General features: G+C 58.5%; 12 protein-coding genes. 7 read left to right on the top strand and 5 right to left on the bottom strand.

Annotated elements, in window-relative coordinates; translation table 11 throughout:
• Positions 1-90 precede the first annotated feature (90 nt).
• The 3 genes from mgrA to J2Y56_RS03735 all read right to left on the bottom strand — a co-directional run bounded on the left by mgrA (position 91) and on the right by J2Y56_RS03735 (position 2,664).
• On the bottom strand, positions 91-1,128 hold the full coding sequence (mgrA, locus tag J2Y56_RS03745) for an L-glyceraldehyde 3-phosphate reductase (protein ID WP_007949213.1): 1,038 nt from the start codon (positions 1,126-1,128) through the stop codon (positions 91-93).
• 135 nt (positions 1,129-1,263) lie between these two features.
• A complete protein-coding gene (locus tag J2Y56_RS03740) occupies positions 1,264-1,665 on the bottom strand; it encodes a type II toxin-antitoxin system HicB family antitoxin (protein ID WP_007949214.1) in 402 nt (133 codons plus the stop codon).
• Between the two features lie 108 nt (positions 1,666-1,773).
• On the bottom strand, positions 1,774-2,664 hold the full coding sequence (locus J2Y56_RS03735) for a LysR family transcriptional regulator (RefSeq protein WP_007949215.1): 891 nt from the start codon (positions 2,662-2,664) through the stop codon (positions 1,774-1,776).
• Between the two features lie 122 nt (positions 2,665-2,786).
• On the opposite strand from J2Y56_RS03735, the gene J2Y56_RS03730 reads away from it, so the two are divergent.
• Entirely contained in the window at positions 2,787-3,521 is a 735-nt protein-coding gene (locus tag J2Y56_RS03730; protein WP_310348688.1) for an SDR family oxidoreductase, read from the top strand.
• 154 nt (positions 3,522-3,675) lie between these two features.
• Positions 3,676-3,936, top strand: a complete 261-nt coding sequence (locus tag J2Y56_RS03725) for a hypothetical protein (RefSeq protein WP_007949217.1) — start codon at positions 3,676-3,678, stop codon at positions 3,934-3,936.
• A gap of 27 nt (positions 3,937-3,963) precedes the next feature.
• Here J2Y56_RS03725 and betT read toward each other — a convergent pair whose 3' ends face one another.
• Positions 3,964-5,919 (bottom strand): choline transporter BetT, encoded by a 1,956-nt coding sequence (gene betT, locus J2Y56_RS03720; RefSeq protein WP_162830884.1) that lies wholly within the window; start codon positions 5,917-5,919, stop codon positions 3,964-3,966.
• Between the two features lie 368 nt (positions 5,920-6,287).
• Positions 6,288-7,214, bottom strand: a complete 927-nt coding sequence (gene epsC / locus J2Y56_RS03715) for a serine O-acetyltransferase EpsC (protein ID WP_150778814.1) — start codon at positions 7,212-7,214, stop codon at positions 6,288-6,290.
• A 190-nt stretch (positions 7,215-7,404) separates the two neighbouring features.
• On the opposite strand from epsC, the gene J2Y56_RS03710 reads away from it, so the two are divergent.
• The 5 genes from J2Y56_RS03710 (at position 7,405) to J2Y56_RS03690 (ending at position 12,169) form a co-directional block, all read left to right on the top strand.
• Complete coding sequence (locus J2Y56_RS03710; RefSeq protein ID WP_310348685.1) at positions 7,405-8,397, top strand: D-cysteine desulfhydrase; 993 nt, start codon at positions 7,405-7,407, stop codon at positions 8,395-8,397.
• A 300-nt stretch (positions 8,398-8,697) separates the two neighbouring features.
• The gene (tcyJ, locus tag J2Y56_RS03705; protein WP_007949223.1) at positions 8,698-9,492 is read left to right on the top strand and encodes a cystine ABC transporter substrate-binding protein; all 795 of its coding nucleotides are present in this window, start codon (positions 8,698-8,700) and stop codon (positions 9,490-9,492) included.
• Entirely contained in the window at positions 9,492-10,157 is a 666-nt protein-coding gene (gene tcyL / locus J2Y56_RS03700) for a cystine ABC transporter permease (protein ID WP_007949224.1), read from the top strand. The genes tcyJ and tcyL overlap by 1 nt, the downstream gene beginning before the upstream one ends.
• A gap of 4 nt (positions 10,158-10,161) precedes the next feature.
• Positions 10,162-10,917 carry an L-cystine ABC transporter ATP-binding protein TcyN gene (tcyN, locus tag J2Y56_RS03695; RefSeq protein ID WP_007949225.1) on the top strand — a complete coding sequence of 252 codons (756 nt, stop codon included), beginning with the start codon at positions 10,162-10,164 and terminating at the stop codon, positions 10,915-10,917.
• 487 nt (positions 10,918-11,404) lie between these two features.
• The gene (locus tag J2Y56_RS03690; RefSeq protein WP_310348684.1) at positions 11,405-12,169 is read left to right on the top strand and encodes a hypothetical protein; all 765 of its coding nucleotides are present in this window, start codon (positions 11,405-11,407) and stop codon (positions 12,167-12,169) included.
• Positions 12,170-12,213: the final 44 nt, after the last annotated feature.

The raw sequence follows: 12,213 nt of genomic DNA, 5'->3' as shown, positions 1-12,213 counted from the left end.
GCTCGGGACGCTCCGCGTCCCATCCAAAGCCGAACGCGGAGCGTCCGCTGAGACGTTCCTACGCAGAGCGTGGGAACGATCAGTGCTCGGTTACTCAGCCGTCGAAGGCTTCTCCCAAAGATTGATCCCGCCTTCCTGGGCAAACCGGTCAATCTCCGCCAACTCCTCAGCGCTAAAGCTCAAGTTCTTCAACGCCCCGACGTTTTCGATAATCTGCTCCGGCCGACTCGCACCGATCAGCGCCGACGTCACCCGCGGATCGCGCAGCGTCCACGCCAACGCCAACTGAGCCAAACTCTGCCCGCGCCCCTTGGCGATTTCGTTAAGCCCCCGAACATGGGCAATATTGGCCTCAGACAAGTGTGAGGACTGCAACGAAGCACCGCCCGGGCGATTGACCCGCGCATCCTTCGGAATGCCATTGAGGTATTTGTCGGTCAGCAGGCCCTGCGCCAATGGCGTGAAGGCAATCACGCCGGTGCCGAGTTCGTCAGTAACGTCCAGCAGGTCTTTTTCAACCCAGCGATTGAGCAGGTTGTACGCGGGCTGATGAATCAACAGCGGCACTTTCCATCCTTCCAACAGCGCCGCCATTTCACGGGTTTTCACCCCGGAATACGACGAGATGCCGATGTACAACGCCTTGCCCTGCTGCACCGCTGTGGCCAGTGCACTGGCGGTTTCTTCCAGCGGGGTGTCCGGGTCGAAACGATGTGAATAAAAAATATCCACGTAGTCCAGGCCCAGTCGCTGCAGGCTCTGATCCAGGCTGGCCAGCACGTATTTACGTGAACCGCCGCCCTGCCCGTAAGGACCTGGCCACATGTCCCAACCGGCCTTGCTGGAGATGATCAGTTCATCGCGGTACTGCTTGAAGTCTTCGCGCAACAGACGGCCAAAGTTGATCTCGGCGCTGCCGTACGGAGGGCCATAGTTGTTGGCCAGGTCAAAGTGATTGATCCCCAGATCGAATGCCGTGCGCAGCAACGAGCGCTGGGTATCAATCGGCGTGCTGTCACCGAAGTTATGCCACAGCCCCAGGGACAACGCCGGCAGCACCAGACCGCTGCGGCCTACGCGGCGGTAAGGAATGGAATCGTAGCGGTTTTCGGCAGCGGTGTAGGTCATCGAATCCTCTCTTGTCGGTCTTGAATGCGGTATCGACTGCGTCGCAAGTTGCCCAGCATACGCCCGGACAAACGCCGATAAACCTCGGACTCGAGAAAATGCTGAAACGTTTCACAGATTTTTAACTGACCCACCTTATGCCGACAACTCACGCAGCGCTGCGGCCGCTAAAAACCCGGATCTTGAGCTGTACCGCTGATCTCGCCTGACTGTCTGGTCGATACGTTCAAGAAGCTGCTCGGGAAGCGTGGCATTGAAACGCACTGACTTGCCGAAGTAAGGCGTGATATCGAACTCGACCACACCCCACACACCGCCCGCGTAATCGGGGTTATCCAGATGAGCATCAATCTCTCGCACCTTAGGCAATGAATCACCATCGGCGACCAGGCCTTCATAGTGCAACGCCAACGCTTCCTTCACGTTTTCAAATGCCTGCGCCACCGTAGCGCCCGCGGAGAAACAACCCGGCACATCCGGGATAATCACTCCGTATTCTGAGTCGGCATCCTTGCGCAGAACGACCGGAAATTTCATTTCGGTGAGTCCTATTAACTAGGTTCATGCGGCGCACTATAGGTAAAAAACCATCATCAAAACCCACAATACACATCCTGAAACTGATCGCCTCCAACTCCTGTATGACTACCTCGCCCCCGCAAACACCTCCCCCAACCAATCCACAAACACCCGAACCCGTGGCGACATGTGGCGGTTGTGCGGATACAACACCGAAACCGGCATCGGCGGTGGCGGCATATCGGTGAGGACTTCTCGCACCAGCCCTTGGGCAATCTGCGTTTCCATTCGGTAATGCGGGCACTGGATCAACCCGAGCCCGGCGATGGCGGAAGCGGCGTAGATTTGCGCGCCGAACACTGAAAGCGCGCCGTCGATGGCCACTTCCTTCAGCTCGCCCTTCACCATGAATTCGAAGGGAAACAGCTTGGCGGTGGTGCGCGAGACGTAGTTCACCGCGCGGTGATGTTTCAGGTCCTGGAGGGTTTTCGGTTCGCCGTATTTGCGCAAGTAGGCGGGGCTGGCGCAGGTGATCTGGCGAAGATTGGCGATGCGTTTTCCGATCAGTGCCGAATCGCTCAGAGTGCCGGCGCGCAGCACACAATCAACGCCTTCGGCGATCAAATCGACAAAACGGTCCGACTCGCTGATGGACAGTTCGATCTGCGGGTAGCGCTCCATGAATTGCGGCAATGCGGGGATCACAAAGCTTTTCGCCAGCGTCCCGTGCAGGTCGACGCGTAACCGGCCTTTCGGGGCGCCGCCGCGAAAGGCCAGCTCGGCCTCTTCCAGCTCCGCCAGCAGTTGCACGCAGCGCAGGTAGTACGCCTCGCCGTCCAGGGTTGGACGTACCTTGCGCGTACTGCGCTCCAGCAACCGTGTGCCGAGCCAGGCTTCGAACTGGTTCAGGGTGTGGGTCAACGTGGCGCGGGGCAGGTTCAGGTCTTCGGCCGCCAGGGTGAAGCTGCTGCGCTCGTAGATCCGCACGAAGACTTTCATCGCTTTGACTTGATCCACGTTGGCTTCCGATTGTTGGCGATTATTGAACAGTCAAGGCAACTCTCGTGCATTTATCGGCCTGAGTAAACATGTGAATCTGGCTTCACATCCCGCCCACAACTTCATCAGGAATCAACACCATGACTACTCAGAAAGTTGCCATCGTTACTGGCGCCTCCCGTGGCATCGGCGCCGTGATTGCCAAACAGCTGGCCAGCGACGGTTTCGCCGTCGCCATCAATTACGCCAGCAGCGCCACTGAAGCCTCGGCCCTGGTGGTGGAATTGCGTCAGGCCGGCCATCAAGCCATAGCGATCAAGGCTGACGTGGCCAAGGCGGATGACGTGCGCCGGATGTTCGACGAGACCGAAACACAACTGGGCAAGGTCGACGTGCTGGTCAACAACGCTGGCATCCTCAAGGCGCTGCCGCTGGCGCAGCACACCGATGAACTGTTCGAGCAGAACTTCAACATTCACGCACGCGGCACGTTCAACACCTTGCGGGAAGCGGCGACGCGTTTGAACAGCGGCGGGCGGATCGTCAACTTTTCCAGCAGCACTGTCGGCCTGAACTTGCCGGGTTACGCGGTGTACATCGCCAGCAAAGCGGCGGTGGAATCGTTGACTCAGGTGTTTGCCAAGGAAATGCGCGGGCGCAATATCACCGTGAATGCCGTGGCGCCGGGGCCAGTTGCCACCGAGTTGTTTTTACACGGCAAGAGTGAAGAACAGATCCAGAACTTTGCCAAGATGCCTCCGCTGGAGCGCCTGGGTCAGCCGGAGGATATTGCTCGCGTGGTGTCGTTTTTGGTGGGGCCGGATTCGGCTTGGGTCAATGGGCAGATTTTGCGCGCTAATGGTGGGTTGGTTTAACTAAGCTCATACAAAGACCGAAGCGCTCCCTTCGCGAGCAAGCCCGCCCCCACATTAGACCGAGTTGCTGGCATGTACGCAGTCAAATGTGGGAGCGGGCTTGCTCGCGAAGGCGGTTTAGCAGGCAACAAAAATTTGAAGGATGGACTCCACTATGCACACAGCCATCATCATCACCTTCGGCCTGGCCCTCCTTGCCATGATGCTGTTCATCGGCGAAAAAATCGGCTTCAGTCGCCAGACGCTGACCTACAGCTTTGTGGTCCTGTGGCTGGCGCTGACGGTGATCAACGGCGCCATCGGCGTGGTCACTGCCGGCCAGTCCTTGAGTACAGAGCTGGGGATCGGCACGGTGGTGTTCAGTGTGCCGGTGGCAGCGCTGGTGCTGTTTATGGTGATGAGCGCCGAGGCCTGAAACAGGCCCGGCGCCAACAGTTTTCGATCAACGCACCAAATGCAAAAACTGCAGATGCCGTTCGTATTGGTCAAGGATGTCGTTGATGATCTGATCCTTGGTGTACCCCACCAGATCGTAGTCCTGACTGCCCTCGCTCAAATGCACTTCTGCCCGGTAGTAACGACGGTTGTTGAGTTGCTTGGAGCCCATACCGCCACGGGCAAAGGATGGAGTGAAATAGCCGCGCATCTGCACCTGATAAATAAACGGATGCTGTTCACCGTGACCGATTTCCAGGCTGACGCTGTCGTTGGCCGGGTCCGGTTGCGTGATCACGTTCAAACCCTTTTCGACGAACACTGCCGACACTTCCTCAATCGCCGGTCGCACCGTCGTATCGAGAAAACGGTACACCTCATCCCGGGACGGGAAGTGCACCGCCTGACTCAAGCGCTGACGCCAGCCACCGCGTCGTGAGCCGGCCACCGGCGCCAGTGAATGCAGTTGCGCGATCTGCTTCTGGGATTCCAGGTAGAACGCCTTGTGCAGCCCCCACATCATCAACAGCAGGATCAGCGAGAACGGCAGCGAGGTCAGCACCACCGCCGACTTCAACGCATCGATGCTGCCGGAGAACAACAATGCACTGGTCACCAGCGCCGTCATTGCGCCCCAGAACACCCGCAGCCATTTCGGCCCGTCTTCATCCGGGTTGCCACCCTTGGCGGACAACGTCGACAGCACCACCGTGCCGGAGTCGGCCGAGGTGACGAAGAACACGAAGCTGATGAACACCGTCACGGCGATCACCGTTTTGCTCCACGGGTAAGTTTCCAGCAGCAGATAGAGGGTCATCGACGGGTTGTCGATGGCCGACATGCCGAGCGCACTCATGCCATGGTTGAGCACTTGATCAATGGCGCTGTTGCCGAAGATCGACATCCACGCCAGGGTAAAACCGAGCGGGATCAGCAGTACGCCGAAAACGAATTCGCGGATGGTGCGGCCACGGGAAATCCGCGCGATGAACAGGCCCACGAACGGCGACCATGCGATCCACCAGGCCCAATAGAACACGGTCCAGCCACCGAGCCAGTCGCTGGGTTTGTCATACGCGTACAGGTCGAAACTCTTCATCGGCAACGCGCCGAGGTAGTCGCCGAGGTTCTGGATCAGGGTGTTGAGCAGGTGCTGGGTGGGACCGGCAAACAACACAAATAGCAGCAGCGCGCAGGCCAGCAGCATGTTGATGTCGGACATCACCCGCACGCCTTTATCGACGCCGGACACGGCGACGATGATCGCCGCACCCATCATCAGCGTGATCAGGCCGACCTGAATCCACTGGGTATGGGCGATGCCAAACAGGTAATCCAGCCCGGAGTTGAGGTGCAGCACACCGAAGCCCATGTCGGCACCGAGACCGAACACCGTGGCGATGATGCCGAAGCCGTCCACCGCATAACCGATGGGGCCGTTGATGCGCTTGCCGATCAGTGGATACAGCGCCGAACGCAGAGCCAGTGGCAAGTTGTGTCGGTAAGCGAAGTAGGCCAGCGCCATGCCGACAAAAGCGAACACACCCCAGCCATGCAGTCCCCAGTGCAGAAACAGAATCTGCATCGCCTGTCGTGCCGCGTCCGCGGTACCGGCCTCGCCTTGGGGCGGTTGCGCCAAGTGGGTCAGCGGTTCGGATACGCAAAAGAAAAACAGCGTGATGCTGATCCCGGCGGCGAACAGCATGCCGGCCCAGGACAGGTAACTGAATTCGGGTTCGTCGTGGTCGGCACCGAGCTTGATCTTGCCGTAGCCGGACAAGGCGGTGACCACCACGAAGACCAGATACAGGGTCATCGCGAGCATGTAGTACCAGCCGACCGTATTGGCCGCCCAGTTTTGCGCTTGCAGCAGCCAGGCACCGGCCTGCTCTGGCATGGCGATAACGACAATGCCGAAGAGCAGAATGAAACTCGCCGAGAAGTAGAACACCGGCGGATTCATGCGGACCAGACCGCTGGGAGGAAGGGACGATGCACTCATGAAACGTGCACCTCGACGGGGTAAAACGTGGCTGTAAAAATCGGACTCAGCAAAGGCAAGCCTCCTGTTGTGAGCGGGCAGCAAACTGCCGGTTTAACTTGAATGAACGTTCAAGTTAAACATGGATAGGGGGCTAAGGACTAATCCCGAGGCTCGACGGTCGTGCTTGTACGCTAGCTCAAGGATGGAAATGACGCGGGGTTGACGATCGTTCCTACGCTCCGCGTGGGAATGTCTCAAGGGACGCTCCGCGTTCCAGTTCGTAAAAGTGACGCGGAGCGTCACGGGCTGCATTCCCACGCAGAGCGTGGGAACGATCCGTTGTAGGCTTACTTCTGCGTCCCATCATCATGCTGCAAATTCGCCTGCGTCAGGTTGCAGCCCGCCGGCACGCTGCGGGTCAGCCAGACATTGCCGCCAATCGTCGAACCCTTGCCAATCGTGATCCGCCCCAGAATCGTCGCACCGGCATAGATCACCACGTCATCCTCAACAATTGGATGGCGCGGATGGCCTTTCTGCAACTGACCATCCTCATCGGACGGGAAACGCTTGGCGCCCAACGTGACCGCCTGATAAATCCGCACCCGCTCGCCAATAATCGCCGTCTCGCCGATCACGACGCCCGTCCCGTGATCAATGAAGAAACTGCGACCGATCTGCGCGCCAGGGTGAATGTCGATACCGGTGGCCGAGTGGGCGATTTCCGAGCTGATCCGCGCCAGCAACGGCAACCCGGCGCGATACAAATGATGGGCCAGGCGATGGTGAATCACCGCCAGAATGCCCGGGTAGCAGAGCAACACTTCATCGACACTGCGCGCTGCCGGGTCGCCGTGATAGGCCGCCAACACATCGCTATCCAGCAAACTGCGCAGTCCCGGCAAAGCGAGCGCGAAGCCCTGAATGATCTGAATGGTTTTGGCCTCTATGTCAGCCTCCGCCTGCTGACTGTGGCGAGCGGCGTAGTGCAACTCCAGCCGTGCCTGCGCCAGCAGCGCATTCAACGCCACATCCAGAGTGTGGCCGACATAGAAGTCTTCACTCTCCTCGCGCAAATCCACCGGCCCCAGGCGCATGGGGAACAACGCGCCGCACAGTGCTTCAAGAATCTCCGCCATGGCCGCTCGCGACGGCAATTCGCGCCCGCCCTGTTCGGTGCTGGCACGGCCATTTTGTGCGCGCCACTCAGCGCGCGCCGTGCGCAGTTGGCTGACGATGGTCTGCAGTTGCCAATGACTGGAACGCTCGCTCACGGTAAAAACTCCTCACGGGCGGCCGGACTGTCTGGCCGCACTGACGGCGATTACTTTACGGCAAGGTCCTGAAGCCGAATTAAGAACCAATTGTGCTGGGCTAAGCATCTTTGGCTATAAGCGATTGGCGGTTGCCCAGGCAAATCGGCGTGCCTATAGTCCTGACATCTTTCCCCGCCAGTACGGACCCATGATCAAACAACAGCTCGCTCGCTTTAACCGTCTCGATTTACTTGGCCACCCTACCGCCCTGGAAAAACTTGAACGCTTGTCGACCTGGCTGGGCCGCGATGTGTACGTCAAACGCGATGACCTGACGCCACTGGCCATGGGCGGCAACAAGCTGCGCAAACTCGAATACCTCGCCGCCGATGCTCTGGCACAAGGCGCCGACACGCTCATCACCGCAGGCGCGCTCCAGTCCAACCATGTGCGCCAGACAGCCGCCATTGCAGCCAAACTGGGCCTGGGTTGCATCGCGTTGCTGGAAAACCCTTTGGGCACCGAAGACGCCAACTATGTCGGCAACGGCAATCGCCTGTTGCTGGACCTGTTCGATGCCAAGGTCGAACGGGTGGAAAACCTCGACAACGCCGACGAGCAATTGCAGGCACTCGCCGAGCGCCTGCGCAACAACGGCAAAAAGCCGTACCTGGTGCCGATTGGTGGTTCGAATGCCTTGGGCGCGTTGGGTTATGTACGCGCCGGGCTGGAACTGGCCGAGCAGATCAAGGATACCGGCCTGGACTTTTCCGCCGTGGTCCTCGCATCGGGCAGCGCCGGTACCCACAGTGGTCTGGCGCTGGCACTGAGTGAAGCCCTGCCGGATCTGCCAGTGATCGGCGTCACGGTTTCCCGTAGCGATGAAGATCAGCGACCGAAAGTCCAGGGCCTCGCCGAGCGTACGGCCGAACTGCTGGGCGTGCAGTTGCCCGCGAGTTTCAAAATTGAACTGTGGGACGAATATTTCGGCCCTCGCTATGGCGAGCCGAATGCCGGAACACTGGCGGCGGTGAAACTGCTGGCGAGTCAGGAGGGCTTGCTCCTGGACCCGGTTTACACCGGCAAGGCCATGGCCGGGTTGCTTGATGGTATTGGACGCGGGCGCTTCGATGAGGGGCCGATTATCTTCCTGCACACCGGTGGGGCGCCGGCGTTGTTTGCCTACAAAGACTTTTTGTAACTGATCGTTCCCTCGCTCCTGCGTGGGAATGCAGCTTGTGACGCTCTGCGTCACTGGACGCGGAGCGTCCCCAGAGGCATTCCCACGCGGAGCGTGGGAACGATCTGAATATGCGTATAAAGAATATACAGATTGATATTAAGTATTTTCCAATCTAAAGACGTCATCTTATAGTCGCGCCGCAGGCGAATTTGCAGCGAGACGCATAAGCTGCTTTAGGGCAGGATATTGCAGTCGTCCAAATCCCGAATTTGCCAACCTTCCCAAAGCGTCTTCCATAAGAAAACACAGGGGCTTTTCATGAATTTTTCCGCACTACGTCGAAACCTGCTGGTCGGTTCACTGGGCCTGGCGCTGAGCGCCGGTTTGCTGGGCCAGGCGGTTGCCGGTGAGCAACTGCAAAAAATCAAAGACGCTGGCGTGATCAACGTCGGCCTGGAAGGCACTTATCCACCGTTCAGCTTCGTCGACGCCGACGGCAAACTGTCCGGCTTCGAAGTCGAGTTCTCCGAAGCCCTGGCCAAAGAGCTGGGTGTGAAGGCAAAACTGCAACCGACCAAATGGGATGGCATCCTCGCAGCGCTGGAATCCAAGCGTCTGGACGTGGTGATCAACCAGGTGACCATCTCGGAAGAGCGCAAGAAGAAGTATGACTTCTCCGTGCCGTATACCGTTTCCGGGATTCAGGCGCTGACCCTTACCAAGAACAAAGACACCGTCAAGACCTCCGCCGACCTGGCCGGCAAGAAAGTCGGCGTAGGCCTGGGTACCAACTACGAGCAGTGGGTCAAGGAAAACGTCCCAAAAGCCGACATCAAAACCTATGACGATGATCCGACCAAGTTCCAGGACCTGCGCGTCGGCCGTATCGACGTGATTCTGATCGACCGCCTCGCCGCACTGGAATACGCCAAAAAGGCCAAAGATACTTCCGCCGCCGGCGAAGCGTTCTCCCGCCAGGAAGCCGGTATTGCCCTGCGCAAAGGCGAGCCTGAGTTGCTTGCAGCAATCGACAAGGCGATCGACAAGCTGCGCGCCGACGGTACGCTGAAAAAGCTTTCGGAAAAATACTTCAGCGCTGACGTCACCAAATAATGGAAGAAGCTTTCCAACTCGCACTGGATTCCGCGCCCTTTCTACTCAAGGGCGCGTATTACACAGTGATCCTCAGCCTGGGCGGGATGTTCTTCGGCCTGGTGATGGGTTTCGGCCTGGCGCTGATGCGCCTGTCGCGCTTCAAGCTGGTGAGCTGGATCGCCCGCATCTACGTGTCGTTCTTTCGCGGCACGCCGTTGCTGGTGCAACTGTTCGTGATCTATTACGGCTTGCCGCAACTGGGCATCGAACTTGATCCGCTGCCGGCGGCCCTGATTGGCTTCTCGCTGAACATGGCCGCCTACGCCTGCGAAATCCTGCGTGCCGCGATCAGCTCCATCGAGCGCGGCCAGTGGGAAGCTGCCGCGAGTATCGGCATGACCCGTGCGCAAACCCTGCGCCGGGCCATCCTGCCGCAAGCGATGCGCACGGCGTTGCCGCCGCTGGGCAACAGTTTCATTTCGCTGGTCAAGGACACTGCGCTAGCCGCCACTATTCAGGTGCCGGAACTGTTCCGTCAGGCGCAACTGATTACCGCCCGCACCTTTGAAATTTTCACCATGTATCTTGCCGCCGCGCTGATCTACTGGATTCTGGCCACGGTGCTGTCGCACTTGCAGAACAAGTTGGAAGAGCGGGTCAATCGGCACGACCAGGAGTCCTGACCCCATGATTGTCGTGGAAAAACTGACAAAGCAGTTCAAGGGTCAAGTCGTGCTCAACGGCATCGATCTGCAAGTGAAGGAAGGTGAAGTCGTGGCGATCATCGGCCCTAGCGGCTCGGGTAAAACCACGTTTCTGCGTTGCCTGAATTTTCTCGAAGAACCCACCAGCGGACGGATCAAGGTCGGTGACATCGAGATCGATGGCAGCCGCCCGCTGAACCAGCAGCAAGGACTGGTACGGCGCTTGCGCCAACACGTCGGTTTCGTGTTCCAGAATTTCAACCTGTTCCCGCACCGCACGGCTCTGGAAAACGTCATCGAAGGCCCGATCGTCGTGAAGAAAATCCCGCGCGCCGAAGCCGTGGCCCTGGGCAAAAAGCTCATGGCCAAGGTCGGTCTGGCGGGCAAGGAAGATGCTTACCCGCGACGCCTGTCCGGCGGTCAGCAACAACGGGTGGCGATCGCCCGTGCGCTGGCGATGGAGCCGGAAGTGATCCTGTTCGATGAGCCTACCTCGGCGCTCGATCCGGAACTGGTGGGTGAAGTGTTGGCGACCATCCGCGGCCTGGCCGAGGAGAAACGCACCATGGTCATCGTCACCCACGAAATGGGCTTCGCCCGGGACGTGGCCAATCGCGTGGTGTTTTTCGACAAGGGTGTAATCGTCGAGCAAGGCGAATCAAAAGCGTTGTTTGCCAATCCGAAAGAAGAACGAACGAAACAGTTTTTGAGCAAGTTCCTAAACAACTCTCACTCCTGAGCAACATCATCACTTGTTCACTTCCATGGACGGAAGTGACAACTACCAGACTGACAAAACACCTACACCCTACTTCCCACACCCACACTTTAAACAATTCAACTGATGACTTGTGCGGTACATATATATGTCCTGCAACAGATCCATCCCGCCTAATATCCGTCAAATCCAGCGATCATCAAGGAGCCAGCCCTCGCTATGACCCTCGCTCCAATACCGTAAAAAAGTGGCTTTGTTCGACTGCGCGCTGAGGCATATTAACTTGAACATGTAGGAATGTTCTGAATAACAAGTGATCCAACACTTAACTAGCCCGCTCTATTGACACCTATTCAAGCGCACTCTTATCTAGTTGCCAACAGGCGTAAACCTTTGCACTTCAGCATTATTCAGCGTTCAAATAACAAGCCGATTTGTTGCTGGGCAATGCACGCCTTTTGATCTTTCAGAAACGGAACTTCGCTGCAAGGCTTCAAGGAGAAACCCCATGACAAGCACATCGAATACCCCCGAACTTGCGGCCCCGACCCTGGCGCAATCGCAGAAGGCCGGCGTCAACCTGATCTCGGCGGCTCATCTCATGATCGACGTGGCGCCCTACCCCAGGATGGACGCAGGCGACCTGATCGAACTGTTCTGGAACAACTGCTACGTGGCTTCCCGCGTGCTGGCCGCCGACGATGTCGGTGAGATGATCAGCCTGCGAGTGCCGGAAAGCTTCATTGCCAACGGTTGCGCACGCATCCACTACAAGGTCATGCAGGTTGGGCAAGGACCCGCGTTGTCACCGGCGGCGCGGGTCCAGATCAAACTGGATTGCCCTGGAGGCCCGCCATCGGCCCAGTGCGGCGACGAAAACCAAAGACTGGCGCCCGTGAGTCTCCCCGAGACCATCCGCCGCCAAGGGGTCAACCCAAACCAGATCAAGCGCGGCGTGCCGTTGACCATCGAGCCTTACCTGAACATGGCCACCGACGACGAAATCACCTTGCGCTGGGGTGATGTGCGCATGGACCTGCCCCGGCTCAAGGCAGACGAGGTGGGCCAGCCCATTCAGGTCTGGGTGCCGCCGGCGATCATCCTCGAAGCCGGCGAAGACCTGCGGCTGGAAGTGACCTATTGCATCCTTGATCGCGTGGGTAACAACTCACGCTGGGCACCGCCGCGCAGACTGAAGATTGGCTGCGCCAATCCCTACCTGAAGGCCCAGCCGAAGGAGTTGCTGATGGCCGCCGAGCCCCGCAAACGCTGAGATTCCTGTGGCATTGAATGGACTCGATCCCGTAGCAGCTGGCG

Origin of the sequence: Pseudomonas sp. BE134, assembly GCF_031456105.1 — a bacterium.
GTDB lineage: Bacteria > Pseudomonadota > Gammaproteobacteria > Pseudomonadales > Pseudomonadaceae > Aquipseudomonas.
The sequence above is the reverse complement of the archived record's forward strand: the minus strand, read 5'-3'. Positions and strand labels throughout refer to the sequence as shown.

Bases quoted from the DNA above. Each gene is read 5' to 3' on its own strand.
- mgrA (WP_007949213.1), bottom strand. From the start codon at position 1,128: ATGACCTACACCGCTGCCGAAAACCGCTACGATTCCATTCCTTACCGC.
- betT (WP_162830884.1), bottom strand. From the start codon at position 5,919: ATGAATCCGCCGGTGTTCTACTTCTCGGCGAGTTTCATTCTGCTCTTC.
- tcyN (WP_007949225.1), top strand. From the start codon at position 10,162: ATGATTGTCGTGGAAAAACTGACAAAGCAGTTCAAGGGTCAAGTCGTG.
- J2Y56_RS03710 (WP_310348685.1), top strand. From the start codon at position 7,405: ATGATCAAACAACAGCTCGCTCGCTTTAACCGTCTCGATTTACTTGGC.
- J2Y56_RS03725 (WP_007949217.1), top strand. From the start codon at position 3,676: ATGCACACAGCCATCATCATCACCTTCGGCCTGGCCCTCCTTGCCATG.
- J2Y56_RS03740 (WP_007949214.1), bottom strand. From the start codon at position 1,665: ATGAAATTTCCGGTCGTTCTGCGCAAGGATGCCGACTCAGAATACGGA.
- tcyJ (WP_007949223.1), top strand. From the start codon at position 8,698: ATGAATTTTTCCGCACTACGTCGAAACCTGCTGGTCGGTTCACTGGGC.
- tcyL (WP_007949224.1), top strand. From the start codon at position 9,492: ATGGAAGAAGCTTTCCAACTCGCACTGGATTCCGCGCCCTTTCTACTC.
- J2Y56_RS03730 (WP_310348688.1), top strand. From the start codon at position 2,787: ATGACTACTCAGAAAGTTGCCATCGTTACTGGCGCCTCCCGTGGCATC.
- J2Y56_RS03690 (WP_310348684.1), top strand. From the start codon at position 11,405: ATGACAAGCACATCGAATACCCCCGAACTTGCGGCCCCGACCCTGGCG.